The sequence below is a fragment of the Sphingomonas panni genome (assembly GCF_022664435.1).
GTDB classification, from domain to species: Bacteria; Pseudomonadota; Alphaproteobacteria; order Sphingomonadales; family Sphingomonadaceae; genus Sphingomonas; species Sphingomonas panni.
This window is the reverse complement of record NZ_JAKREU010000001.1, coordinates 339,318-362,325: the sequence shown is the minus strand read 5'-3', so window position 1 is coordinate 362,325 and position 23,008 is coordinate 339,318. Positions and strand designations below refer to the sequence as shown.

Sequence of the window (23,008 nt, the reverse complement as noted above, 5' to 3'; positions counted from 1 at the left end):
CAGCGTTCGTCATTCCCGCCAAGGCAGGGATTCATAGACACCGACGTTCATGGCTGAACCGCTGACGTCGCGTATATGGGTTCCCGCCTGCGCGGGAACGACGGGGCTGGGGCTGGTGTTATCGCCGTCGTACCGTAGTCAGCCTGATACCGCCGATCCCGCGTGGCAGGTCGAACGCCATCGGATCATGCCCTTCCGCCGGATGATGTACTTTCGAAACGCGACCTTCGCTTCGCATCCGGTGGTCGGCCTCGCGCCAATCAGGCAGCGTGTCGCCCTCCTGGACCCAGTGGGCAATGCTGGCCTGATCGCACCAGTGCATCAGCTTCGGCATCGCCCGACGATGTGCACCCGAGGTCATGTAGGCGCGCATCGCCGCCGCATCGTCCCATGCGGTCATCGTCCAATAGGCACGCTGGCGATCGGCAAGCAGCGCACCGCCGCGATAGCCCGTTGCGCGCTTCACCTGCTGCATCGACAGCCACGTATCGATCAGGAACGCGGGCAGGAAACGCGCGGACCGGATGCGTAGCCGGGTGATGCTGATAAAGGTCAAGCCTCCAACTCGACGTCCCAGTACAGCCAGTCATGCCACGTCTCGTGCAGATGGTTGGGCGGGAAGCGGCGACCCTGTTCCTGCAGCTGCCAACTGGTCGGGCGGATCGGCTGGACATGGAGCGGCATAGCCGCCTGTTTCGGCGTCCGGCCCCCCTTGCGCAGGTTGCACGGCGCGCAGGCGGTGGCGACGTTTTCCCATGTCGTCCGGCCGCCCTGCGCGCGCGGCACGACGTGATCGAAGGTCAGGTCGTGGGTCGCGCCGCAATATTGGCAGCTGAACCGGTCGCGCAGGAACAGGTTGAAGCGGGTAAAGGCCGGAAATTCGGATGGCCGCACATATTGCTTGAGCGCGATGACCGAGGGCAGCTTGATGCGTGCGGTCGGGCTGCACACTTCGCGGTCATATTCGGCGACGATGTCGACCCGGTCGAGGAATACGGCCTTAACCGCCGTCTGCCACGGCCACACGCTGAGCGGATAATAGCTCAACGGGGTATAGTCCGCGTTGAGCACCAGCGCGGGGCAGCCATCGGGATGGCGGAGGCGATCGGGATGGTACATGAAGTCCCCCTCGCGTAAACGTCGGCGCCGATATGATCGGCAACGATGACGGGCACATGACAGCACGGCGCGATACCCAAAGTCAAACCGGTGCGGTCGTCACCCGTTTCGCGCCCAGCCCCACGGGGGCGCTGCACGCCGGCCATGCGGTGGCGGCGATCGCGGCGCATGATCGCGCGCGGGATGCCGGCGGGCGCTTTCTGCTCAGGATCGAGGATATCGATACGGGTCGCAGCCGGCCGGAACATGTCGCGGGCATCCTGGCCGACCTCGCATGGCTCGGGCTGCGCTGGGATGGGGAGGTCGTGTTCCAGTCGGAGCGCATGCCCCGCTACGCCGTCGCACTCGACCGGTTGCGGGCGATGGGGCTGGTCTATCCGTGTTTCTGCACCCGCGCCGATATCGCGCGCGAACTGGCGGCAAGTGCGTCCGCGCCGCACGGCGTCGACGGGGCGGTCTATCCCGGCACCTGTCGCGCGATCCCGGCAGAGGTGGCAGCGGCGCGGCTGGACGAGCCGCACGCCTGGCGGATCGACATGGCGCGCGCGACGGCGCTGGCCGGGCCGCTGACGTGGCGCGACGAACTGGCGGGAATGGTGCACGCCGAACCGCTGGCACAGGGCGATGTCGTGCTGGCGCGCAAGGATGCAGGCACCAGCTACCATCTGGCGGTGACGGTGGACGATGCCGCGCAGGGGGTGACCCATGTCGTGCGCGGCGTCGACCTGTTCGCCGCGACTCACGTCCATCGGCTTTTGCAGGCGCTGCTCGATTTGCCTGTACCGGTGTGGCGGCACCACCCGTTGCTGCTGGGACCCGATGGGCAGCGGCTGGCCAAGCGCAACGGCGCGCCGACGCTGGCGGCGCTCAGGGACAGCGGCGTCGACGGGCGCGGTTTCGCCGATGATCTGCGCAATGAGCGACTCCCCATTGGCTTTGCGCTGGCAAAGGCTTAGCTTCACCCCATGAACACGTTTCTGGTCCTGTTGCTGATCGCTGCGATGATCGCGGTAGTCGTCGCGCTGATCCGCGGCATCGTGTCGTTCCTAGCACAGGGGAGCGCCGAAGTGCGCGGCGAGGGGCCGAGCGACCAGGCGCTCAAATCGAACAAGATGATGCAGGCGCGCGTGCTGTTTCAGGCGATCGCGATCCTGATCGTCGTCGTGCTGCTGTTCCTGTCGGGACGCAGCTGACCGACCGATGGTCAAGCTGACGAAAATCTATACCCGCACCGGTGACGGCGGGACGACGGGGCTGGTCGACGGATCGCGCGTCGCCAAGGACGCCGCCGTGATGCAGGCGATCGGCGATGTGGACGAGGCCAATTCGGCATTGGGCGTCGCCATCGCCGCGCTCGGCGGGCATCCCGATGCCGCGACACTGCTGACCATCCAGAACGACCTGTTCGATCTCGGCGCGGACCTTGCCACGCCGCCCGCCATTGCCGGTGCGCTGCGGATCGTACCCGAACAGGTCACCGCGCTGGAGAACGCGATCGACCGGGCCAATGCCGGGCTGTCGCCGCTGACCAGCTTCATTTTGCCCGGCGGATCGGCGGCGGCCGCCGCGCTGCATCTCGCCCGCGCCATCGTGCGCAGGGCGGAACGGTCGGCGGTGGCGGCGTCGCACGATGCGGCGCTGAACCCGCATCTGCTTGCCTATCTCAACCGACTGTCGGATTTTCTGTTCGTTTTTGCGCGGCTTGTGAACCAAAATGCCGGTGGAGACGTTTTGTGGGTACCGGGCGGGGAGCGTCCGGCACCCTAGGAGACGATCATGCGAGCGACACCGGCCGACCGGTCCGACCATCTGCTCGCCCATCGTTACACCCAGGTTCGATCGCTGACCGACGCGCTGGCCGCGCCGCTGTCGGACGCCGACGCCACCGTCCAATCGATGGACGATGCGTCACCGGCCAAATGGCATCTGGCGCATACGACGTGGTTCTTCGAAACCTTCGTCCTGCGCGACCATGTGCCCGGCTATACGCTACACGACGAACGCTTCCCGTTCCTGTTCAACAGCTATTACGAGGCGGAAGGTCGCCGTCATGCGCGCAGTCGGCGGGGGATGATTACCCGGCCCAGCCTCGACGAGGTGCGCGGCTATCGCGCGGCAGTCGATGCGGCATTGCTCGCCGCGCTGCCGACGCTGTCCGACGCGGCGCAGGAACTGGTCGCGCTTGGCTGCAATCATGAAGAGCAGCATCAGGAGCTGTTGCTCACCGATATCCTGCATCATTTCAGCGAGAACCCGCTGGAGCCGGCGATGTTCGCGCCCGAGCCGAAGCGTCCGGTGGCGGTGCCGCCGCCGACCGGCTGGATTGAGCATAGCGGCGGCATCGTGCAGGTCGGCCATGACGGACAGGGCTTCGCCTTCGATTGCGAAGGCCCGCGCCACGACGTGCTGCTCCATCCGCACGCCATCGCCGACCGCACCGTCACCAACGGCGAATGGGCGGCGTTCATCGCCGATGGCGGCTATCGCGACGCAAGGCTGTGGCTGGCCGATGGCTGGGCCTGGGTGAAGGCGAATGGCATCCACGCGCCACTCTATTGGGAGCGGGACGGCGAGGTGTGGACCCGGTTCGGCCTTGATGGACGACGCGCGATCGATCCCGCCGCGCCGGTGACGCATATCAGCTTCTTCGAGGCCGACGCTTTTGCCAGCTGGGCCGGCGCGCGGTTGCCGACCGAGTTCGAATGGGAAGCCGCTGCGGCCAGCCACGACCCGAACGGCGGCAACCAGCTGGACCATGCCCATGCGGTCGAACCGCGTCCGTCCGCCGGCGGGCCGGCCTTTTTCGGCGACGTCTGGCAATGGACCGGCAGCGCGTACCGCCCCTATCCCGGCTTCCGCACCGTCGACGGCGCGGTCGGGGAATATAATGGCAAGTTCATGAGCGGGCAGTTCGTGCTGCGCGGCTCGTCCTGCGCCACGCCGCGCGGCCATGCGCGTGCCTGCTACCGCAATTTCTTCTACCCCCATCAACGCTGGCAATTCACCGGCGTCCGGCTTGCAAAGGATCTGTGATGCTGTTGAGCGACGATGTGCCGATGGCGACCCGTGCCGATCCCGCGTTTCGCGCCGACGTGCTGGCCGGGCTGTCGTTGCCGCAAAAGGCGATTCCGGCGCGCTGGTTCTACGACCGCAAGGGGTCGGAGCTGTTCGAGGACATCACCGCGCTCCCCGAATATTACCCGACCCGCGCCGAAACCGCGATCCTCAAGACGATCTGCCCCGAACTGGTCGGCGCGATCGGTGAAGGCGTGGCGGTGGTGGAGTTCGGATCGGGATCGTCGGTCAAGACGCCGATCCTGCTCAACTGCATCGAACCCGCCGCCTATGTGCCGATCGATATCTCGGGCGATTTCCTGCGGTCCTCGTCGGCGGTGCTGGCCGGCCAGTTTCCGGGGCTGCCGGTACTGCCGGTCGAGGCGGACTTCATGCATCCCGTGCCGCTTCCCGCCGAGGTGGCGGACATGCCCAAGCTCGGCTTCTTTCCCGGTTCGACCATCGGCAACATGGAGCCGCTGGCGGCGGGCACGTTGCTCAGGGCGATGCGCGACTGGCTGGGCGAGGGGGCGATGCTGCTGATCGGCATCGACCGGGTGAAGGACGAGCAGACGCTGGTCGCCGCCTATGACGATGCGGCGGGGGTGACGGCCGCGTTCAACCTGAACCTGCTCGACCGGATCAATCGCGAACTCGCTGGCACCGTTCCGGTCGAAGCCTTCGTCCACGAAGCGCGCTGGAATGACGATGCCGCGCGGATCGAGATGCATCTGCGCACGACCCGCGACCTCGACTTTGCGGTCGACGGACGGTCGTTCGCCATGCGCGCGGGCGAAACGATCCATACCGAGAACAGCCATAAATATGGCGATCGCGATGCGCGCCTGCTATTGCGCAGCGGCGGGTGGACCCCGTTGCAGCAATGGTGCGGTGAGGACGGCGCATTCTGCGTGATCCTGGCCGAAGCGAAGAAGGTACCGATCGCCCCGTGATTCGATTCCTGCTGACGATCGCGGCACTGGCCGCGGCGGTGCCCGCCATGGCCCGCGACCTGACCGTCATGAGCCTCAACATCCGCCTGCCCAGCGACGGCGATGGCGCGAACCGTTGGGAATTGCGGCGCGACCTGACCACCGCCACGATCCGTCGCGCCAACCCCGACGTGATCGGGACACAGGAATTGTTCAAGCGGCAGGGCGACGATCTGGTCGAACGCCTGCCGCGCTATCGCTGGATCGGGGTCGGGCGCAGCGGTGCGGAACGTGCCGATGACGAACATATGGGCGTCTTCTACCGTGCCGATCGGCTGCAGGTGGAACGCTGGGGCAATTTCTGGCTGTCGGACACGCCGGAGGTGCCGGGCAGCATCAGCTGGGGCCATCCCCTGCCGCGCATGGTGACCTGGGCGATCTTTAGGGAGCGTGACGGCAAGCGTTTCGCGCTTTTCAACACCCACCTGCCCTATCGGGAGGAGGATGAGGCAGCTCGCGAAAAGGGCGCGGCGTTGCTGGCGGCGCGGATTCCCGCGATTGCCGGTGACCTGCCCGTCGTGCTGACCGGCGACTTCAACACCGTTCCCGACAGCCCGACCCACCGCCGGCTGGCGCAGGACCTGACCGACGTCTGGATCGCGACGCCCGCGCGCAAGGGGCCGGAGGCGACCTTCCACGGCTTCACCGGCAAGCCCGACCGCCGCATCGACTGGATTTTCGTCAAGGGGTTCGCACCGCTGTCGGTGACGACGATCGATACGCGGCAGGGCGCACTGTTCCCATCGGACCATTATCCGGTCGTGGCGGTGCTGCGCCGCCGCTGACCGGTCAGCGGATCAGGCGCGCGACCCAGGTGCGGATGAAGTCGGCATTGCCGCGACAATCGTCCATCACCCGCTGTTCGATCAGGCGAAAGCGGCTGCCGTCCCACGCATAGCGTTGCCGCACGCCGCAATCGCCCAGCCCCCGGCCCAGCGCATTGGTGTCGAGAATGCCGTCGGCAAAGGCGGCGTTGAAAACCAGCGGCGTGTCGCTGCCCGTATCTCCGCCCGGTGCCGCTTCGAACGGTGCGAGCGTCGCCTCCCCCCGCTCTACGACGAACAGCGCCGACAACAGGTTATAGGCCCCCATCTCGCAGGGGACGATCGCCAGCGTGCGGCCGCCGCCCAGCGGCTTGGTCGTCACGTCGGGCAGGTCGTCGCCGCTGCAATCGGCCTTTGCCCGCATCCGGGTGATGAGCAGCGGGTCGAGCAGCGCCGACTCCCCGCGAATGACCGGCGCGCTGACGACCGGCAGGGCGGGAGCCGGGCGGGTGTCCGGGCGGGTGCCCTTTGCCACCAGCGCGCCGACCGTACCGTCGCGCCCCTGCTGGGCATCGATCCAGCGCAGCGCCGCCGCCGCACCCGTTAGCGACAGGGTGGCCGCCTTCGCGCCGGCTGCGTCGGCAATGGTCAGCGTGCGGCCCTGTGCCATGCGCTGCGCCAGCGCCAGGGCGGGCGCGCCGCTGAGCCTCACCGCATCGTCGCCGGCCGTGCCGCCGCGCGCCATCGCGTCGCCATCGATCGATGCGGTCAGCGGCAGCGAAGGCAGGTCAACGCCGCGCAGGCGGATCGTGACGGCACCCTCCGGCCCGGCAGCGCGTTCGAGCGACAGCATCAGCGCTGGCGGATCGCCCTCCTCGGGGGCCAGCGAACCCGCCTGACAGGTCGCGCCATTATCGCATCCGGCGACCCAGTTGCCGAAACTGCGCAGCTCGGTCGGACGCGGTACGGTGCCGGTATCGGTCAGCGGGGACGCGCTGGCGCTGGGCGTCGGGGCGGGTGTCGCGGCATTCTCGCCCGGCTGTGGTGCCGATCCGTTGCAGGCTAGCAGGGTGAGCGGCAAGGCGAGGGGCAGGATACGGCGCATGGCCATGCGATACCGGCATGTACGCGTGATCGAAAGGCGCTATTGCCGCGTTCGAGCCGGCAAACGGCAGTTTATCGAGAGGACGGACGATGAAGACGATTGGCGTGATCGGCGCGGGCCAGATGGGGGCGGGCATTGCGCAGGTGTCGGCACAGGCCGGCTATGCCGTGTTGCTGTCAGACGTATCGGTCGAGCGCGCGCAGGGCGGCAAGGACGGCATCGCCAAACAGCTCGCGCGCGCGGTATCGAAGGAAAAGATTACCCAAAGCGACGCCGATGCCGCGCTGGACCGGATTACGCCGGTCGGTGATCTGGCGGCTATGGGGCCGTGCGACCTGGTGATCGAGGCCGCGACCGAGCGGGAAGCGATCAAGCGCCAGATCTTCGAAACCGTCGGCAAGGTGCTGTCCGATACCGCGATCCTCGCCAGCAACACTTCGTCCATCCCGATCACCCGACTGGCGCAGGCCGCGCCCGATCCGGCGCGGTTCATGGGCGTGCATTTCTTCAACCCGGTGCCGGTGATGGGCCTGATCGAACTGATCCGTGGCCTTGCCACCAGCGACGCGACCGTCGCGGCGGTCGAGGCGTTCGGACAGAGCCTGAACAAGCGGATCGTCCATGCCAATGACGCGCCGGGCTTCATCGTCAACCGCGTGCTGATGCCGATGCTGAACGAGGCGTGCTTCGCGCTGGGCGAGGGCGTCGCGACGATTCCCGATATCGATGCGGCGTGTCAGCTGGGGCTGAACCACCCGATGGGGCCATTTACCCTCGCCGACTTCATCGGGCTGGACACCTGTCTGGAGATCACCCGCGTCCTGTTCGAAGGAACCGGCGACCCCAAGTTCCGGCCCGCGCCGCTGCTGGTAAAATATGTCGAGGCCGGCTGGTACGGGCGGAAGGTCCAGCGCGGCTTCTACGATTATTCGGGCGCGGAACCGGTACCGACCCGGTAAAGGACGCTTGACGTAAAGCAAGCTTGTCATGTAAAGCGTCCTTCACACCAGTGGAGGACGCCCGCATGTCGATGCCGCCTGAAACCAAACGCTATACCGTCCGGCTGATGAGCGTGATGCTGCTGTACGGGGTCACGCTGGTGGGGGTGAACCTGTGGTTTCGCTACGCGACGCCGACCGGCATCCTCGCCTATGTCGCCGCCGTGCTGCCCGCCGTGCCGATCGCACTGGTGTTCGTCGTCATCGGACGATTGCTGATCGAGATGCGCGACGAATATATCAGGGCGCAGATGGTCCACGACCTGCTAATCGTGACCGGCGCGACGCTGTCGATCACCACCGGTTGGGGATTTCTCGAAGGGTTCGGCCTGGTCGGCCCTACCGCGCATTATTATGTGGCGACCCTCTGGTTCGGCCTGCAGGGCGTCGCGGCGTGCGTGCGCGGTATCCTGCGGGCGCGGGAGCGGGCGATTGGATAACCACCTCAAGCGCCTGCGCGCCGAGCGCGGCTGGTCGCAGCAGCATCTGGCCGAACGGCTGGAGGTATCGCGCCAGAGCGTCAACGCGATCGAAACAGGCCGTTACGACCCGTCGCTACCGCTCGCCTTTCGCATCGCCGAACTGTTCGGGCTGACGATCGAGGACGTGTTCGTCAGCCCGACCCAGGGTCAGATGAACGTGGAAACCGTCGCGCGATAGATGGCGGGGATGATGATGCCCTGCAGGATGCTCATCAGCACGAGGACCACCATCGGCGAAAAGTCGATGCCGCCGAAATCGGGCAGGATGCGCCGGATCGGGCGATAGATCGGCTCGGTCACGGCCAGCAGCCCGCGATAGAGCGAGCGGATGAAGTCGTTATGGGTGTTGATGACGTTGAACGAGATCAGGATCGACAGGATGAACTGCGCGATGATGATCCACCACAGGACGTTCAGCAGCACTTGAATGATATCGAGCAGGACGTTCAACGCATCAGCCTTTCGTGCAACAGGCAGCGACTATAGGGACGCTGCCCGCCGTCTCCAACCCTCAGGCATGGACGAGGGTGCCCGCACCCTGTTCGGTGAAGATTTCGAGCAACATGGCGTGCGGCACGCGGCCATCGAGAATGACGGCCGCATCGACGCCCTGTGCTACTGCCGCCACGCACGTCTCGACCTTCGGGATCATGCCGCCGCTGATCGTGCCGTCCGCCTTCAGTTCGGCGATGCGCGCGGCGTCGAGATCGGTCAGCAGCTCGCCGGTCTTGTCGAGCACCCCCGCGACATCGGTCAGCAGGAAGAAGCGCGAGGCGCCCATCGCCCCCGCGATCGACCCGGCCATGGTGTCGGCGTTGATGTTGTACGTGTCGCCATCGGCGCCCAGTGCCACCGGAGCGACGACGGGGATGAAGCCGTCCCGCGCAAGGCTGTGCAGGATGGTCGGATCGACCGCGACCGGCGTGCCGACAAAGCCCAGGTCGACATGGCGTTCGATGCCCTGCGCCCGGTCGGGTTCGTTGCGGCCGACCTTTTCGGCGGTGACGAGCCGCGCGTCCTTGCCCGAAATGCCGACCGCCTTGCCGCCGGCTGCCGCGATCCAGGCGACGATTTCCTTGTTGATCTTGCCGGCCAGCACCATCTCCGCGACTTCGGCGGTGGCGGCGTCGGTGACGCGCAGCCCGTCGACGAAACGCGATTCGACGCCCAGCCGCTTCAGCATCGCGCCGATCTGCGGACCGCCGCCGTGGACGACGACCGGATTGATACCGACCTGCTTCAGCAGCACGACATCCTCTGCGAAATCGCGCGCCAGTTCGGGATCGCCCATCGCGTGGCCGCCATATTTCACCACGAAGGTGCGACCGGCATAGCGTTGCAGATAGGGCAACGCCTCGGTCAGCGTTTCCGCCTTGGCGAGCATCTTCGGATCGGGAGCGTGGGTCATGGTTGGGCGCTTTAGCGGGGTCGGGGGTTGGAAGGAAGAAGTTGGTTCACGCGGAGGCGCGGAGAAGAAGAAAGGGTATTTTCGCGCAGAGGCGCAGAGGGCGCTGAGAGGTTGTGCTTGCTGCGACAGCAGCTCGCCTTCATCGGCTTCCGATAGAGAAGAGCCTGCGCCAGACAGGCCGCCATTGCCGGCACCACGACCCCTCAGCGTCCTCTGCGCCTCTGCGCGAATAATCTCTTTCTCTCCGCGCCCCCGCGCCTTCGCGTGAACCGAAATCCTTCTTACCGCGCACGGTCCAGCCAGCGCCCCAGACCGACAAAGGCATAGATCAGCGGCGGGACGAGCACGATCGACAGCACGACCTTGGCCAGCATCTGCCCGACGACCAGCTGCCCGATCGGGAAGACGCCGTAAAAGGCGACCGTCACGAAAATCAGCGTGTCGACGATCTGCGACAGCACGCTGGCGATGGCGGCGCGTAGCCACAGCAGCTTGCCCTGCCCACGCTTCAGCCAGCCGAAGATGGTGACGTTGAGCGTCTGCGATACGCCATAGGCGATGATCCCCGCGCCCCAGATGCGCCAGGTCGCGCCGAGGATGATCTGGATCGCATCGCGGTTGGCGGGCAGCATGTCCGCCGATGCAGGCAGCGCCCAGACGATCCACGACAGAATCATCGACGTGATGAGCGGCACGAACCCGAACCATACCAGATGCTTCGCCCGCCCCGGGCCATAGAGTTCGGCGATCGCGCTCGACACGACGACCAGCAGCAGGAAGGCGAAGATGCCCGCCTCGACCGCGAGCGGGCCGAGCGCGACCTGTTTGTTGCCCAGTACGCCGGCGATGCAGACCAGCCCGCCGTAGAAGATCGAGAAGATGAACAGTGCGCGCGGCAGGGCGATCGTCGCGGGCGCAGCGGGGGGAGCGGTCGTCATGGCCCTTGCTAGTCCCGAAATTCGTCGATGGCAAAAGCGTTTGTCACCGCTGGCGTCCCGGCCGTCGGCATGGCATGTCACGACGGTTTGGGCCGTCCGGGCAGGGCGGCGGGGCAGGATAGCACGCTTAGCATGACTCGTTTTCTGATCGGCATCGCCGGCATCGTCGTGATTCTGGGGATCGCCGTCGCACTGTCGACCAACCGCCGCGCCATCCGGCCGCGCGTGGTCGGCGCCGCCTTCGCCCTGCAGGTCGGCATCGCCGTGCTGGTCCTCTATACGCCATGGGGGAAGGGCGTGCTGGGGTTCCTGTCGGGCGGCGTCGCCAATCTGCTGGCCTATGCCAATGCCGGCACGTCGTTCCTGTTCGGGCCGCTCGCCCGGCCGGAAATCGGCGGGCAGAGCTTCGCCATCGCCGCGCTGCCGGTCATCATCTTCTTCGCGTCGCTGGTGTCGATCCTCTATTATCTGGGGATCATGCAGCTGGTGGTGCGCTGGATCGGCGGCGGCATCGAAAAGGTGATCGGCGTCAGCAAGGTCGAATCGCTGTGCGCTGCCGCCAACATCTTCGTCGGGCAGAGCGAATCGCCGCTCGTCATCCGCCCTTATCTGGCAGGCCTCACCCCGGCGCAGCTGTTCACGGTGATGACCAGCGGCATGGCGGGCGTCGCGGGCACGATCCTTGCGGCCTATGCGTCGATGGGTATCCGCATCGATTTCTTGCTGGCGGCAAGCTTCATGGCGGCGCCGGGCGGCATCCTGATGGCGAAGATCATCATGCCCGACACGCCCGAGCCGCCGGCCGGCGAACTGCCGCTCGGCGACGACCGGGAAGCAGAGGCGATCGCGCTGGCCGAAGCGACGCATGACGAGGAGCGTCCCGCCAACATCATCATGGCGGCGGCGCAGGGTGCCCAGACCGGCGTGAAGCTGGCGGTGGCGGTCGGTGCGATGGTGCTGGCGTTCGTCGCGCTGGTCGCGCTGGCCAACGGCCTGCTCGGCGGCATCGGCAACTGGTTCGGGGTTGCCGACCTCAGCTTCCAGCGGTTGCTCGGCTATGTCTTTGCGCCGGTCATGTACCTGCTGAACGTGCCGTGGAACGAGGCGGGGATCGCCGGTGGCCTGTTCGGGCAGAAAGTCGTGCTGAACGAATTCGTCGCGTACATCTCGCTCGGCGAAGCGGGGGCGCAGCTGTCGACCCGGACGATCGCGATCATCACCTTCGCGCTGTGCGGCTTCGCCAACTTCTCGTCGATCGCGATCCAGATGGCGGTGACCGGCAGCCTCGCCCCCAACCAGCGACCGATGATCGCGAAGCTCGGCATCCGGGCGCTGGTCGCCGGCAGCCTGGCGAACCTGATGTCGGCGGCGCTGGCGGGGCTGCTGCTCAGCTGAAATCCCTATCCTTCGACTGCCCATATAAACATCTTGTTTACGACGTCGGCGATAGAGTCGCGGAATGGCGCCGGACGCGGCGTCGCTTCGCACGACGGGGGCGGCTGTAATGAACGATGGATTGATCGATCAACGCGTGCTTGCCGCGGCACGGGTTGAACTGGGCGGGAATTTCGTCCGCATCCTCGGCTATTTCAAGGAAGACGGTATCAAGTCGGTCCGGGCGATCGAAACGGCCATGCGGGACCAGAACGCGGCGGCGATGGTGCTGCCCGCCCATACGCTGAAGGGTGAATCGCGCCAGTTCGGCGCGGAGACGCTGGCCGACCTTGCCGAAGGGATCGAAGTGATCGCCCGCAAATGCGTCGAGACCCGCGACGTGCCGACCGAGGCGCTGGAGCATATCGCCCGCTTGCGTCCGACCTTCGAAGCCACGTTGGCGATGCTGGAGCGCGAAACCAATCCTCTGGCCGTCCGCCGCCCATCGGCCTTCGGCAAGCGTCCCGTCGCTTTATAGGATCGCGCGGACGCCCGTCCGGGCGACCGCGCCATTTTGGTGGTTCGCTACCGGCCACGCTTGTACGCGGCCGGTAACGTCAGGTCAGCCCTCGTGCTTGTCGAGTTCGGCGACCGAATTGAGCTGCACGTAATTCTGGATACCCATCCGCTCGATCATCTCGAACTGGGTTTCGAGCGTGTCGACATGCTCTTCCTCGTTCGACAGGATCTCGGCGAACAGGTCGCGGCTGACGAAGTCGCGGATACTTTCGCAATAGGCGACGGCTTCGCGCAGCTGGGCCACGGCCTCGACCTCGATCGCGAGGTCGGCTTTCAGCACTTCCTCGACGGTTTCGCCCACGCGCAGGCGGCCGAGCAGCTGGAAGTTGGGCAGGCCGTCGAGGAACAGGATGCGCTCCGCCAGACGGTCGGCATGCTTCATCTCGTCGATCGATTCATGACGCTCGAACTTGGCGAGCTTGTAGACGCCCCAATGGTCGAGCAGGCGATAGTGCAACCAATATTGGTTGACTGCCGTCAGCTCGTTCTTGAGCGCTTCGTTCAGAAATTCGATGACCTTGGCGTCGCCCTTCACGTCGTTCGTCCTTATCGTGGTGATGGACGGCTCTTACGCGTTATGACGGCGTAACGACAGTCGGAAATGGCGGAATTCTGCCATTTCCTGCAGCTGAGAACGCTATGCAGCCGCGCGCTCCGCATCGATAATGGCTCGCGCGAACGGCACGCACTGACCGCATTTCGCCTGACAGCCCAAGGCGCGATATGCTTGGCAGGCACTGCTGGCACCGCCCCGCGCCGCCGCGCGAACATCGCGTTCTCTGATGGCATTACAGACGCATACGACCATGTTCTCGCCCTCGCTCCGACGAGTCGAGGTATAGTAGTAATGAAACTCGTTCGCAAGAACTATTGCGGATGACTCGCATGAACCTGCGGCATCAGCGCTTGCGAAGCGGTTGCACCCGCCAGCGGGCGAGCGACCGCCACAGCCATTCGAACGGACCGAAGCGATGGCGCGTCAGCCATGGTTGCGACCACAGCAGCATCAGCGCACCTATCGCTAGCACCGGCAGGTACAGGCTCACCCGCGGCCACGACGCAAACTGGCCGAGGCCCCAGCCATAGAAGACGAGGCACATGACGAGGCTGGTCAGCAGGTAGTTGCTCAGCGCCATCTGCCCCACCGCAGCGAACCGCCGGGTAATCGCTCCGCCGCGTGACGCCGCCATCATGATCGCGGCGGCATAGCCCGGGATCATGACCGCGCGCAGCGGCGGGGTCAGCGCGAACGGCCCGATCAGGACCGTGCCGGTATCGATGCCACGCGCGAGCAACCAGCCGGTCAAAGCGGCGTAGCCCGCGCCGCCGATCCCGATGCCCGTCAGCACCCAGCGCGCGAGCCGCTGCCGCGACCAGCCGCCCGTCAGCATCCCGCTGCGCAGTGCCGCCATGCCGAACAGCATATAGCCGAGCGTCTCGAATCCGATGAACAGCACGTTGTAGAGCGTCGTTGCGACCTCCGTCAGGTTGTGGTGCAGGATGCCGGTATAGCCGCCACGGAACAGCGCGACTTCCTGCGCCAGCACGGCGGGGGCGGGGATGCCGAAGCCATTGTCGAGGTCGCGCAGGCCCCGTGCGGCGGCAGGCGTACCGGCGGAGCGCATCGCCAGATAGGACATGGCGATCATTCCGAGGAACAGCCACGTCACCACCGCAAAGCCGCAACCGAACGCGACCAGTCGGCCCGGGCTGTGGCGGCGGAAGGCGAAGGCCACCGAGCCGACCAGCGCATAATGCATCAGGATATCGCCGGCCCAGAGCAGGGTGGCATGGGCGAGGCCAAGGGCGAACAGCCAGCCCATCCGCCGGTAGTGCACCGCCGCGGGGTCCGCGCCCGCCGCCTCGGCGCGATCGACGACCAGCAACAGTGATGCGCCGAACAGGAAGGAGAACAGCCCGCGCATCTTGCCGTCGAACGCGATCATCGTCGCGAAATAGGCCCACAGGTCCGCCGGTCCCTGCATTCCCCCGGCATAGGGATTGAGCCGCGCGGTATCGGGCAGCGCGAAGCTCAGGATATTGACGAACAGGATGCCGATAACCGCGACCCCGCGCACCACGTCGAGCGTGACGATGCGGTCGGCGGCGGCGGGGGGGCGGGGGGCGGTCATCGCCAACCCCTGCCCGATCGCACGGGCAGGGGGAAGCGGACTCAGGCGGCGCTGTCCATCAGCGCGGGGAAGAAGCCTTCGTGCGCGCCGCGCAGGTCGGCCAGCGATACCGCGAAGTCGCCGTCGTTCAGTTCGAAGATGATGCGGCTGCCGATGGTGCGGCCGATCGGTTCGGCATCCACGCCGGCCTTTTCCGCGCCCTGCAGGAATTCGAGCAGCGCATGGTCGTGGACCGTGACGATGTACACGCCCTGATCCTCGGCGAAGAGCGAACGGGCGATGTCGTCGAACGGCAGCTTGCGGTCGAGGATCGCGCCGACATTGCCGGCCAGCGCCATTTCGGCGACGGTCACCGCGACGCCGCCGTCCGACACGTCGTGACACGCGGTGATCTTGCCCGACAGGATCGCCTGGCGGATATAGCCGCCGGTGCTGCGTTCGGCGTCGAGATCGACCGGCGGCGGCGGGCCTTCCTCGCGGCCATGGACTTCGCGCAGCCACAGCGACTGGCCGAGCGAGCCGGTGCGGTCGCCGACGCGCAGGATGATGTCGCCGGTCTGCTTGAAGGCGATCGTCGCCGACTTCTCCCAATCGGCCAGCAGGCCGACGCCGCCGATCGCCGGGGTCGGCAGGATCGCCGAGCCGCCGCCGGTCGCCTTCGATTCATTGTAGAGCGACACGTTGCCCGACACGATCGGGAAGTCGAGCGCGCGGCACGCCTCGCTCATGCCGTCGAGGCAGCCTACGATCTGGCCCATGATCTCCGGGCGCTGCGGGTTGGCGAAGTTCAGGCAGTTGGTGACGGCGAGCGGCGTCGCACCGACCGCGGTCAGGTTGCGATAGGCCTCGGCGATCGCCTGCTTCCCGCCTTCGACCGGATCGGCGAAGCAATAGCGCGGGGTGCAGTCGGTGGTCATCGCCAGCGCCTTCTGCGTCCCATGCACCCGCACGACCGCCGCATCGCCGCCGGGGCGCTGCACCGTGTCGGCGCCGACCATGTGGTCATACTGCTCCCAGATCCAGCGGCGCGAGGCGATGTCGGGCGAACCCATCAGCTTGAGCAGGTCGGCGGCGGGATCGGTGCAGGCGGGTACGTTCGCCAGTTCGGCGGGCTTCGGCGTCGGGACATGCGGCCGGTCGTACAGCGGCGCTTCGTCGGCCAGGGGGGCGAGCGGAATGTCGGCGACGACCTCGCCCTGCCACTTCAGCACCATGCGGCCGGTGTCGGTCACATGGCCGATGACCGCGAAGTCGAGTTCCCATTTGTCGAAGATCGCCTTGGCGAAGTCCTCGCGGCCGGGCTTCAGCACCATGAGCATCCGCTCCTGGCTTTCCGACAGCATCATCTCATACGGGGTCATGCCGCGTTCGCGCTGCGGCACGTCGTCCATGACCAGTTCGATGCCGACCCCGCCCTTCGACGCCATCTCGACCGAGGAGGAGGTGAGGCCCGCCGCGCCCATGTCCTGGATCGCGACGATCGCGTCGGAGGCCATCAGTTCGAGGCACGCCTCGATCAGCAGCTTCTCGGTGAAGGGGTCGCCGACCTGCACCGTCGGGCGCTTTTCCTCGGCATCCTCGCCAAAATCGGCCGAGGCCATGGTCGCGCCATGAATGCCGTCGCGGCCGGTCTTGGAACCGACATAGACGATCGGATTGCCGACGCCCGAGGCGGCCGAATAGAAGATCTTGTCCTGATCGGCGATGCCGACGGTCATCGCGTTGACGAGGATGTTGCCGTCATAGGCCGGGTGAAAATTCACCTCGCCCCCGACGGTCGGCACGCCGACGCAATTGCCATAGCCGCCGATGCCATGGACGACGCCCGAGATCAGGTGGCGCATCTTGGGATGATCGGGCCGGCCGAAGCGGAGCGCATTGAGGTTCGCGATCGGTCGCGCACCCATGGTGAACACGTCGCGCAGGATGCCGCCAACGCCCGTCGCGGCACCCTGATAGGGTTCGATATAGGACGGGTGGTTGTGGCTCTCCATCTTGAAGATCGCCGCCTGCCCGTCGCCGATATCGATCACGCCGGCATTCTCGCCGGGGCCGCAAATGACCTGGCGGCCGGTGGTCGGTAGCTTCTTCAGGTGAATGCGGCTCGACTTATAGCTGCAGTGTTCCGACCACATGACCGAGAAGATGCCGAGTTCGGTCAGATTGGGTTCGCGCCCCATCGCGTGCAGGACGCGCTCATATTCCTCAGGGGACAGGCCGTGTTCGGCGACGATCTCGGGCGTGATCTGGGTCATGCGCGTGCCTCTAGCGCGCAGGCGCGCGCGGTGCCAGCCGGTTTGTGGGGCAACGTGTTTGTAACACGCCGGCAATGTTGCGTTGCAAAATGGGTACAGTGGCGGAACAAACGTCATTCGAACGGATTATGATGTTCCCGAAAACCGCCTTCGCGTGGGAACCCTTCCGCACGTCGGGAGTCGGTGATCCGCATCGCCGGACTCGGCGTCGCATGGCATCATGCCGAGCAAGGGAGAATGTAATGGTTTCGAAGTTCCTGACGGCGATCGCCGCGACCACGCTGGCCGCCGCTCCGGTCGCCGCCAATGCCGCGCAGAACGCATCGGCGCTGTCGGTCGCCAAGTCGGTCCGCGCGACCGCCCCGACCAAGGGTGGCCAGAAGCTGGCCGGCGGCGGCATCGTGTTCGCGCTGCTGGCAGCCGCGATCGTTGCCGGTGGCGTCATCATCGCCGTCGATGACGACAACTCGGACAGCAACTAAGTCCGGTTGCGGGGCGGGGGCCGGTTTCGGTCCCCGCTTCCGTTTTCAGGCCGGTTCGTCGGTGGCTTGTTCCCCAACATGACCTGCCCACCGCTTGCCAATATCGCTGGCGAACACGCCGGCCATCATTACCATCCATGCCAGATCGATGTCGGCCCGGAAGGTGCCGGACCACAAATGCCATACCATGACAGCAATCAGGATGATTGCGGCAACGCCGACGCCCTGACGTAGCCGGGTCGCGGCAGAGCAGCGCGGCGGGATCAGGCTCAGGCCGTTCGTGGTCCAGACCAGTGCCGCCATCGCCCACATCATCGAACCTGCTCCCGATCAGGTGAGACGCGTTCAGCTTCCCCGCTTCTTCCACGCATTCCACAGCATCATACCCAATAGCGTGCCACCCGCCACGGTGCCGCCGACCGCGACCGCGGTCATCACCGGCGACAGCGTATTGTCGGCGCGGTGGAGGTGGGGGCGGTGCTTCTTGAGCTTCTTGAGCAGCGGGGTGCGTTCGGACAGCGCCTCGAACATCTCGCCCGGCCCTTCGGGGTCGAGGATCTTGTTGTCGGCCAGCCATTCGGTGACCGCACCCAGATCGGGGATCTCATAGGGGCGCAGCGAGCGGCCGTCGCCGCGCAATTCCTCGATCGTGGCGATCAGCGAGCCGGTGCGTTCCAGCGTCGCCTCGATCGTCTCGCAGTCGACGCCCAGATGCTCGGCGAGCAGCGAGTCGCGGATGCCGGCGATGGTGCGGCGCTCGTCGGCATTGGCGTGGCGGGTGGCGTCCACCGTGACGTCGCATTCGGTGTCGAGCCGCAGCGAACGGTTGTTGAAGTTGGACGAGCCGACGCGGAGCAATTGGTCGTCGATCACCGTCACCTTGGCATGGACATAGATCGGCGTGCCGCCGACGGTGAAGGGATGGTAGAGCCGCAGCCGGTCGTGACGGTCGCGTTCCTTCAGCGCCTGGAACAGGCGCGCACGGGCCGAGTCCATCGCGACCGGCTCCAGCCAGCCTTCCGCCGTGGTCGGGTTGACGATCACGATCTCCGGCCCATCCGGTTCGTCGAGCCGCTTCGCAATCGCCTCGGCGACCTTGCGCGAGGCGAAATACTGGCTCTCGGCATAGAAGAAGCGTTCGGCGCGGGCGATCAGGTCGAGATAGAGCGTCTCGATCTCATGCACCGGTTCCTGGTCGGCCATTTCGGGGATGGTGCGGGCGATGGCGACGTCGATATCGGTGAAGTCGGCCTCCAGCCCGGTTGGCCAGCAGCGACCGGTATCGGCGGGCACGGGCAGCGGATCGCCGCCCGAAATCTGCCAGCGATGGCGGCACATGTCGCCCAGCGCGGCGGCGACCGGGCCTTCCAGCGCGGTGGTGACGTCGTGCCATGGCTGGTACGGCGTGCCGTCCGGCTCGATCCGGCGGGGATCGTCGTCGAGATGCTCGCGCGTGTCCCAGCGGTCGACGGTCATGTCGATCCCGCCGCAGAACGCTACGTCGTCGTCTATCACCACGACCTTCTGATGGTGCGAGCCGGCGACCGGATGGTGCGTGTCGAGCCGCATATGGACCTGCGGGTCGGCGATCCATTTGGCGATGCGGACGAGGGTCCGGCCATGGAACAGCGTCTTGATGGCGCCGGTGTCCCAGCGCAGGATATGCACCTGCAGCCCCGGTGTGCGCCGCACCAGCCACGTGATGAATTCGCCCACCAGTTCCGGGCCTTCGCTGGCCGCGTCGGTCTTGAAGCGGATGCGGGCGTCGAAGTCCCAGCCTATGAGCAGGATTTGCTTCTTCGCCTTCAGCATCGCATCGCGCGCATGGGTGAAATAATTATCGGCATCGACCAGCACGGTCGCGCGCGTCGCGCGCTCCATCCGCCAGCAGTTGCGACCCGGTTCGAGCGGAGGGGTGTGACGCGCCATGGGGGCAGCAATGACAGGCTATCGTTGCAGTTCCAAGCGATTGCGGTGGGGCAGGCCGGGTTTCGTCGGTCCAAAGTTCACAAAGTTCACACTCGTGCGCGGTTTGTCGCGGCGGTGCGGGTGTGGCGTTGGCGGTGACGGCGTGGCGGACGATGGGAAAGAGCGGGAAGCGATGGTGGCAGGGTCGCGGCGTGTAGGAAAGGGGGCTGAAGGTTCGTCAATCCCCGCGGGCGGCGGGGACCCATCGGCGCAGCGGTCGCGCCTCCCGTCGAACCGTCGGCGGTTATGGATTCCCGCCTTCGCGGGAATGACGAACGTGGGTCAAGGGAGTGCCCTTGCCTTGCCGGCACCCCGGGCTTGACCCGAGGCCCCGCTTTATTGGCTGCTGTTGAACAAGAAGCGGGACCCCGGATCAAGTCCGGGGTGACGGTTGGGAAGCGTTAGAGGACCTCGCGGATACGCTCCGGCGGGCGGGCGATGACGACGCCCTTGGCGGTTTCGACGATCGGGCGTTCGATCAGGATCGGGTGCCGCGCCATGGCGTCGAGGATGGTCGCATCGCCGGCGTTCTTCAGCGGCTTGGCTTCGGTCTCGGTCGCACGCAGGGCTTCGCGCGGGGTGAGGTCGGCGCGCTCGAACAGTGCGGCCAGTTCGTCGCGGGTCGGCGGGGTCTTCAGATATTCGACGACGGTCACGTCAGCGCCTGCTTCCGTGAGCAGCGCGAGGGCGGCGCGGGACTTCGAGCAGCGGGGGTTGTGGTAGATGGTGGCGTTCATGGTTTCTCCCCGGCGCTGAGGGCCGCTGGTGCAGCCGGCGGTGGAGGGCAAGGGCCGGCTCCACCGCCGTTGCGTCTGGGGCGATCCCCCTCCACCATCCTGCGGATGGTCCCCCTCCCCGCGGGCGGGGAGGAGCTTGGGCGTTTCGTTCGGGCCTGACGCCTCCCCGCAAGCGGGGAGGATGTTACGTCAGTCGTTCCTGGCCAGCCATTCTTCGAGCCACTTGATCGTATAGTCGCCCTGTTGGAACTGGGGATCGTCGAGCAAGGCCTGGTGGAGCGGGATGGTGGTCTTCATCCCCTCGATCACGAATTCCTCCAGCGCGCGCTTGAGGCGCATCAGGCAGCGTTCGCGGGTGGTGCCGTACACGATCAGCTTGGCGATCATGCTGTCGTAATAGGGCGGCACCTTGTAGCCGGCGTACAGCCCGCTATCGACGCGGACGTGCATCCCGCCCGGCGCATGGAAATGCTTCACCGTGCCGGGCGACGGCGCGAAGGTGCGCGGGTCCTCGGCATTGATGCGGCATTCGATCGCATGGCCGGTGAAGCGGATCTGTTCCTGCTCGCACGACAGGCCATGGCCTTCCGCGACGCGGATCTGTTCGCGGACCAGGTCGATGCCGGTGATCATCTCGGTCACCGGATGTTCGACCTGCAAACGGGTGTTCATTTCGATGAAATAGAACTCGCCGTCTTCCCACAGGAATTCGATCGTGCCGGCACCGCGATAGCCCATATCGGCCATCGCCTTGGCACAGATGCCGCCGATCCGTTCGCGATCGGCCTGGCTGAGCACGGGGGAGGGGGCTTCCTCCAGCACCTTCTGGTGGCGGCGCTGGAGCGAGCAGTCGCGCTCGCCCAGATGGACCGCCTTGCCATTGCCGTCGCCGAAGACCTGGATCTCGATGTGGCGCGGGTTGCCGAGATATTTTTCGAGGTACACCGTGGCGTCGCCGAACGCGGCCTTCGCCTCGCTGCCGGCCTGCTGCATCAGCGTTTCGAGTTCGTCCTCGGAATGGCACACCTTCATGCCCCGGCCACCGCCGCCCGACGCCGCCTTGATGATGACCGGATAGCCGGCCTTGGCCGCGATCGCCTTCGCCTCGGCGAGGTCGCTGATCGCGCCGTCGCTGCCGGGGACGAGCGGCAGGCCGAGCGCGCCGGCGGTGCGCTTCGCCTCGATCTTGTCGCCCATCGTGCGGATGTGCTCGGGCTTCGGCCCCACGAAGATCAGGTTGTGCAGCTCGACGATCTCGGCGAACTTGGCGTTTTCCGACAGGAAGCCATAGCCCGGATGGATCGCGTCCGCGCCGCTGATCTCGGCTGCCGAAATGATGTTGGGGATGTTCAGATAGCTGTCGGTCGCCGACGGCGGGCCGATGCAGATGGCTTCGTCGGCAAGGCGCACGTGCATCGCATCGGCGTCGGCGGTCGAATGGACCGCGACCGTCTTGATCCCCATTTCGTGGCAGGCACGGTGGATGCGGAGCGCGATTTCGCCGCGATTGGCGATCAGCAGTTTCTTGATTTCGGGCATGTTATTCCACGACCACCAGCGGCTGGTCGAATTCGACCGGCTGGCCGTTCGATACCAGGATCTGCGTCACGGTGCCGGCGGCAGGGGCGACGATCGGGTTCATGACCTTCATCGCCTCGACGATGACCAGCGTGTCGCCGGCGGCGACCTTCTGCCCGACCGAGACGAACGGCTTGGCTTCCGGGTTGGCCGCGAGATAGACGGTGCCGACCATCGGCGAGGTGACCGGCGGCACGGCGCTGACCGGGGCGACGGCGGCGCCGGCCTCGATCGTGGTGGTCGCCGCGCTGGCCAGCTGCGGTGCGGGCGCGGGAGCATAGGCCGGGGCAGGGGCATAGCTTGCCGCCGCCTGTACCGGCGCGGGTTTGCGCACCACGCGGACCTTGCGCGCGCCGTCCTCCACCTCGACCTCGGTCAGGTCGGTTTCGTCCAGCACCTGCGCCAGCGCGCGGACGAGGTCGATGTCGACGCGCATCGCGTGGCTGGTGAACGGCGTTCCTTCGCCCTGATTGTCGTCTGCCATGGTAACCCCCAATGGTGTATTCTTAAAAAACCGCGCCCTTGTCAGATGCGGGCGGCCGCTTCAAGCGCGACCAGATAGGAAAGCGCGCCGAATCCCGCCACCGTGCCGCGCGCCGCGCGGCCGACGAAGCTGGTGTGGCGGAAGTCTTCGCGGGTATGCGGATTGGACAGATGGACCTCGATCACCGGGGTCTTCACCGCCTTGATCGCGTCGTGCAGCGCGATCGACGTGTGGGTATAGGCACCGGCGTTGAGCAGCACGGCCTTCGCCCCGTCCGCCTGCGCCTCGTGCAGCCAGTCGACCAGATGCCCTTCGTGATTGGACTGGCGCAGGTCGATCTGCAGTCCCAGTTCGCGGGCGCGATCCTCCAGCATCCCGGCAATGTCGTCGAGCGTGTCCGACCCGTAGATTTCCGGCTCGCGCAGGCCGAGCAGGTTCAGGTTCGGGCCGTTGAGGACGAAGACGGTGTCGGTCACGCAGGCAGGCTTTCGGTTGCGGGCGCGTGTCCGCGGTCCCTATATGCGGCGCACCATAGCCGGACCGGGCACCCCAAGTCGAG

28 protein-coding genes are annotated in these 23,008 nt (G+C 66.3%); 12 read left to right on the top strand and 16 right to left on the bottom strand.

From position 1 onward, the window contains the following. Positions 1–118 precede the first annotated feature (118 nt). Together MF609_RS01870 and MF609_RS01865 are read right to left on the bottom strand one after the other, a co-directional pair. On the bottom strand, positions 119–556 hold the full coding sequence (locus tag MF609_RS01870) for a DUF3291 domain-containing protein (protein WP_242414626.1): 438 nt from the start codon (positions 554–556) through the stop codon (positions 119–121). Next, positions 553–1,119 (bottom strand): HNH endonuclease, encoded by a 567-nt coding sequence (locus MF609_RS01865; RefSeq protein ID WP_066688883.1) that lies wholly within the window; start codon positions 1,117–1,119, stop codon positions 553–555. Before MF609_RS01865 ends, MF609_RS01870 begins: the two co-directional genes overlap by 4 nt. A 56-nt stretch (positions 1,120–1,175) precedes the next feature. On the opposite strand from MF609_RS01865, the gene gluQRS reads away from it, so the two are divergent. From gluQRS to MF609_RS01835, 6 genes are read left to right on the top strand one after another with little or no spacing between them, the layout of a single operon-like run. Further along, positions 1,176–2,075, top strand: coding sequence for a tRNA glutamyl-Q(34) synthetase GluQRS (gluQRS, locus tag MF609_RS01860; protein WP_242415150.1), 900 nt, complete (start codon positions 1,176–1,178; stop codon positions 2,073–2,075). Positions 2,076–2,084: 9 nt separating this feature from the next. Continuing rightward, positions 2,085–2,312, top strand: a complete 228-nt coding sequence (locus MF609_RS01855; RefSeq protein WP_242414625.1) for a twin transmembrane helix small protein — start codon at positions 2,085–2,087, stop codon at positions 2,310–2,312. Between the two features lie 7 nt (positions 2,313–2,319). Next, entirely contained in the window at positions 2,320–2,886 is a 567-nt protein-coding gene (locus tag MF609_RS01850) for a cob(I)yrinic acid a,c-diamide adenosyltransferase (protein ID WP_242414624.1), read from the top strand. A gap of 9 nt (positions 2,887–2,895) precedes the next feature. Further along, positions 2,896–4,152, top strand: coding sequence for an ergothioneine biosynthesis protein EgtB (gene egtB / locus MF609_RS01845; protein WP_242414623.1), 1,257 nt, complete (start codon positions 2,896–2,898; stop codon positions 4,150–4,152). Beyond that, positions 4,152–5,126, top strand: coding sequence for an L-histidine N(alpha)-methyltransferase (gene egtD, locus MF609_RS01840; protein ID WP_242414622.1), 975 nt, complete (start codon positions 4,152–4,154; stop codon positions 5,124–5,126). The genes egtB and egtD overlap by 1 nt, the downstream gene beginning before the upstream one ends. Continuing rightward, complete coding sequence (locus tag MF609_RS01835) at positions 5,123–5,950, top strand: endonuclease/exonuclease/phosphatase family protein (protein ID WP_242414621.1); 828 nt, start codon at positions 5,123–5,125, stop codon at positions 5,948–5,950. Before egtD ends, MF609_RS01835 begins: the two co-directional genes overlap by 4 nt. Before the next feature lie 4 nt (positions 5,951–5,954). Here the strand turns inward: MF609_RS01835 and MF609_RS01830 are convergent, their stop codons facing one another. After that, a complete protein-coding gene (locus tag MF609_RS01830) occupies positions 5,955–7,040 on the bottom strand; it encodes a DUF1176 domain-containing protein (RefSeq protein ID WP_242414620.1) in 1,086 nt (361 codons plus the stop codon). An 83-nt stretch (positions 7,041–7,123) separates the two neighbouring features. Here MF609_RS01830 and MF609_RS01825 point away from each other — a divergent pair, with 83 nt between their 5' ends. The 3 genes from MF609_RS01825 (at position 7,124) to MF609_RS01815 (ending at position 8,692) form a co-directional block, all read left to right on the top strand. After that, positions 7,124–7,993: a 3-hydroxyacyl-CoA dehydrogenase NAD-binding domain-containing protein gene (locus MF609_RS01825; protein ID WP_242414619.1), complete on the top strand. Its 870-nt coding sequence runs from the start codon at positions 7,124–7,126 to the stop codon at positions 7,991–7,993. A gap of 65 nt (positions 7,994–8,058) precedes the next feature. After that, positions 8,059–8,472 carry a hypothetical protein gene (locus tag MF609_RS01820; RefSeq protein ID WP_242414618.1) on the top strand — a complete coding sequence of 138 codons (414 nt, stop codon included), beginning with the start codon at positions 8,059–8,061 and terminating at the stop codon, positions 8,470–8,472. Then, a complete protein-coding gene (locus tag MF609_RS01815) occupies positions 8,465–8,692 on the top strand; it encodes a helix-turn-helix transcriptional regulator (protein WP_242414617.1) in 228 nt (75 codons plus the stop codon). The genes MF609_RS01820 and MF609_RS01815 overlap by 8 nt, the downstream gene beginning before the upstream one ends. On the opposite strand, the gene MF609_RS01810 is transcribed toward MF609_RS01815, so the two are convergent. The 3 genes from MF609_RS01810 to MF609_RS01800 all read right to left on the bottom strand — a co-directional run bounded on the left by MF609_RS01810 (position 8,662) and on the right by MF609_RS01800 (position 10,860). Continuing rightward, entirely contained in the window at positions 8,662–8,964 is a 303-nt protein-coding gene (locus MF609_RS01810; protein WP_242414616.1) for a YggT family protein, read from the bottom strand. The two genes, MF609_RS01815 and MF609_RS01810, sit on opposite strands and share 31 nt — an antisense overlap. Positions 8,965–9,025: 61 nt before the next feature. Beyond that, positions 9,026–9,922: an acetylglutamate kinase gene (argB, locus tag MF609_RS01805; RefSeq protein WP_242414615.1), complete on the bottom strand. Its 897-nt coding sequence runs from the start codon at positions 9,920–9,922 to the stop codon at positions 9,026–9,028. Positions 9,923–10,203: 281 nt separating this feature from the next. After that, positions 10,204–10,860 (bottom strand): queuosine precursor transporter, encoded by a 657-nt coding sequence (locus MF609_RS01800; RefSeq protein WP_242414614.1) that lies wholly within the window; start codon positions 10,858–10,860, stop codon positions 10,204–10,206. 132 nt (positions 10,861–10,992) lie between these two features. Between MF609_RS01800 and MF609_RS01795 the strand changes: the two genes are divergently transcribed. After that, a complete protein-coding gene (locus tag MF609_RS01795; RefSeq protein ID WP_242414613.1) occupies positions 10,993–12,255 on the top strand; it encodes a NupC/NupG family nucleoside CNT transporter in 1,263 nt (420 codons plus the stop codon). Positions 12,256–12,364: 109 nt separating this feature from the next. After that, positions 12,365–12,772 (top strand): Hpt domain-containing protein, encoded by a 408-nt coding sequence (locus tag MF609_RS01790; protein ID WP_242414612.1) that lies wholly within the window; start codon positions 12,365–12,367, stop codon positions 12,770–12,772. 84 nt (positions 12,773–12,856) lie between these two features. On the opposite strand, the gene bfr is transcribed toward MF609_RS01790, so the two are convergent. From bfr to purL, 4 genes are all read right to left on the bottom strand, one after another. Continuing rightward, on the bottom strand, positions 12,857–13,348 hold the full coding sequence (gene bfr / locus MF609_RS01785; RefSeq protein ID WP_242414611.1) for a bacterioferritin: 492 nt from the start codon (positions 13,346–13,348) through the stop codon (positions 12,857–12,859). Positions 13,349–13,450: 102 nt separating this feature from the next. After that, positions 13,451–13,621: a (2Fe-2S)-binding protein gene (locus MF609_RS01780; protein WP_242414610.1), complete on the bottom strand. Its 171-nt coding sequence runs from the start codon at positions 13,619–13,621 to the stop codon at positions 13,451–13,453. A 91-nt stretch (positions 13,622–13,712) separates the two neighbouring features. Beyond that, positions 13,713–14,945, bottom strand: a complete 1,233-nt coding sequence (locus tag MF609_RS01775) for a DUF418 domain-containing protein (RefSeq protein ID WP_242414609.1) — start codon at positions 14,943–14,945, stop codon at positions 13,713–13,715. Between the two features lie 41 nt (positions 14,946–14,986). Further along, a complete protein-coding gene (purL, locus tag MF609_RS01770; protein WP_242414608.1) occupies positions 14,987–17,200 on the bottom strand; it encodes a phosphoribosylformylglycinamidine synthase subunit PurL in 2,214 nt (737 codons plus the stop codon). Between the two features lie 242 nt (positions 17,201–17,442). Between purL and MF609_RS01765 the strand changes: the two genes are divergently transcribed. After that, positions 17,443–17,682, top strand: coding sequence for a hypothetical protein (locus MF609_RS01765; protein WP_242414607.1), 240 nt, complete (start codon positions 17,443–17,445; stop codon positions 17,680–17,682). Between the two features lie 45 nt (positions 17,683–17,727). Here MF609_RS01765 and MF609_RS01760 read toward each other — a convergent pair whose 3' ends face one another. The 6 genes from MF609_RS01760 to aroQ all read right to left on the bottom strand — a co-directional run bounded on the left by MF609_RS01760 (position 17,728) and on the right by aroQ (position 22,925). Beyond that, complete coding sequence (locus MF609_RS01760) at positions 17,728–17,997, bottom strand: hypothetical protein (protein ID WP_242414606.1); 270 nt, start codon at positions 17,995–17,997, stop codon at positions 17,728–17,730. Positions 17,998–18,027: 30 nt separating this feature from the next. Next, positions 18,028–19,611, bottom strand: a complete 1,584-nt coding sequence (locus MF609_RS01755) for a phospholipase D-like domain-containing protein (RefSeq protein ID WP_242414605.1) — start codon at positions 19,609–19,611, stop codon at positions 18,028–18,030. Between the two features lie 440 nt (positions 19,612–20,051). Then, a complete protein-coding gene (gene arsC, locus MF609_RS01750) occupies positions 20,052–20,387 on the bottom strand; it encodes an arsenate reductase (glutaredoxin) (protein ID WP_242414604.1) in 336 nt (111 codons plus the stop codon). Between the two features lie 189 nt (positions 20,388–20,576). Then, positions 20,577–21,926, bottom strand: coding sequence for an acetyl-CoA carboxylase biotin carboxylase subunit (accC, locus tag MF609_RS01745; RefSeq protein WP_242414603.1), 1,350 nt, complete (start codon positions 21,924–21,926; stop codon positions 20,577–20,579). A gap of 1 nt (position 21,927) precedes the next feature. After that, positions 21,928–22,449: an acetyl-CoA carboxylase biotin carboxyl carrier protein gene (accB, locus tag MF609_RS01740; protein ID WP_242414602.1), complete on the bottom strand. Its 522-nt coding sequence runs from the start codon at positions 22,447–22,449 to the stop codon at positions 21,928–21,930. 41 nt (positions 22,450–22,490) lie between these two features. Continuing rightward, positions 22,491–22,925 (bottom strand): type II 3-dehydroquinate dehydratase, encoded by a 435-nt coding sequence (gene aroQ / locus MF609_RS01735; protein WP_242414601.1) that lies wholly within the window; start codon positions 22,923–22,925, stop codon positions 22,491–22,493. Positions 22,926–23,008 lie beyond the last annotated feature (83 nt).

Bases quoted from the DNA above. Each gene is read 5' to 3' on its own strand.
- MF609_RS01865 (WP_066688883.1), bottom strand. From the start codon at position 1,119: ATGTACCATCCCGATCGCCTCCGCCATCCCGATGGCTGCCCCGCGCTG.
- gluQRS (WP_242415150.1), top strand. From the start codon at position 1,176: ATGACAGCACGGCGCGATACCCAAAGTCAAACCGGTGCGGTCGTCACC.
- MF609_RS01855 (WP_242414625.1), top strand. From the start codon at position 2,085: ATGAACACGTTTCTGGTCCTGTTGCTGATCGCTGCGATGATCGCGGTA.
- MF609_RS01850 (WP_242414624.1), top strand. From the start codon at position 2,320: ATGGTCAAGCTGACGAAAATCTATACCCGCACCGGTGACGGCGGGACG.
- egtB (WP_242414623.1), top strand. From the start codon at position 2,896: ATGCGAGCGACACCGGCCGACCGGTCCGACCATCTGCTCGCCCATCGT.
- egtD (WP_242414622.1), top strand. From the start codon at position 4,152: ATGCTGTTGAGCGACGATGTGCCGATGGCGACCCGTGCCGATCCCGCG.
- MF609_RS01830 (WP_242414620.1), bottom strand. From the start codon at position 7,040: ATGGCCATGCGCCGTATCCTGCCCCTCGCCTTGCCGCTCACCCTGCTA.
- MF609_RS01825 (WP_242414619.1), top strand. From the start codon at position 7,124: ATGAAGACGATTGGCGTGATCGGCGCGGGCCAGATGGGGGCGGGCATT.
- MF609_RS01820 (WP_242414618.1), top strand. From the start codon at position 8,059: ATGTCGATGCCGCCTGAAACCAAACGCTATACCGTCCGGCTGATGAGC.
- argB (WP_242414615.1), bottom strand. From the start codon at position 9,922: ATGACCCACGCTCCCGATCCGAAGATGCTCGCCAAGGCGGAAACGCTG.
- MF609_RS01800 (WP_242414614.1), bottom strand. From the start codon at position 10,860: ATGACGACCGCTCCCCCCGCTGCGCCCGCGACGATCGCCCTGCCGCGC.
- MF609_RS01795 (WP_242414613.1), top strand. From the start codon at position 10,993: ATGACTCGTTTTCTGATCGGCATCGCCGGCATCGTCGTGATTCTGGGG.
- MF609_RS01790 (WP_242414612.1), top strand. From the start codon at position 12,365: ATGAACGATGGATTGATCGATCAACGCGTGCTTGCCGCGGCACGGGTT.
- MF609_RS01780 (WP_242414610.1), bottom strand. From the start codon at position 13,621: ATGGTCGTATGCGTCTGTAATGCCATCAGAGAACGCGATGTTCGCGCG.
- MF609_RS01775 (WP_242414609.1), bottom strand. From the start codon at position 14,945: ATGACCGCCCCCCGCCCCCCCGCCGCCGCCGACCGCATCGTCACGCTC.
- purL (WP_242414608.1), bottom strand. From the start codon at position 17,200: ATGACCCAGATCACGCCCGAGATCGTCGCCGAACACGGCCTGTCCCCT.
- MF609_RS01765 (WP_242414607.1), top strand. From the start codon at position 17,443: ATGGTTTCGAAGTTCCTGACGGCGATCGCCGCGACCACGCTGGCCGCC.
- MF609_RS01760 (WP_242414606.1), bottom strand. From the start codon at position 17,997: ATGATGTGGGCGATGGCGGCACTGGTCTGGACCACGAACGGCCTGAGC.
- MF609_RS01755 (WP_242414605.1), bottom strand. From the start codon at position 19,611: ATGGCGCGTCACACCCCTCCGCTCGAACCGGGTCGCAACTGCTGGCGG.
- arsC (WP_242414604.1), bottom strand. From the start codon at position 20,387: ATGAACGCCACCATCTACCACAACCCCCGCTGCTCGAAGTCCCGCGCC.
- accC (WP_242414603.1), bottom strand. From the start codon at position 21,926: ATGCCCGAAATCAAGAAACTGCTGATCGCCAATCGCGGCGAAATCGCG.
- accB (WP_242414602.1), bottom strand. From the start codon at position 22,449: ATGGCAGACGACAATCAGGGCGAAGGAACGCCGTTCACCAGCCACGCG.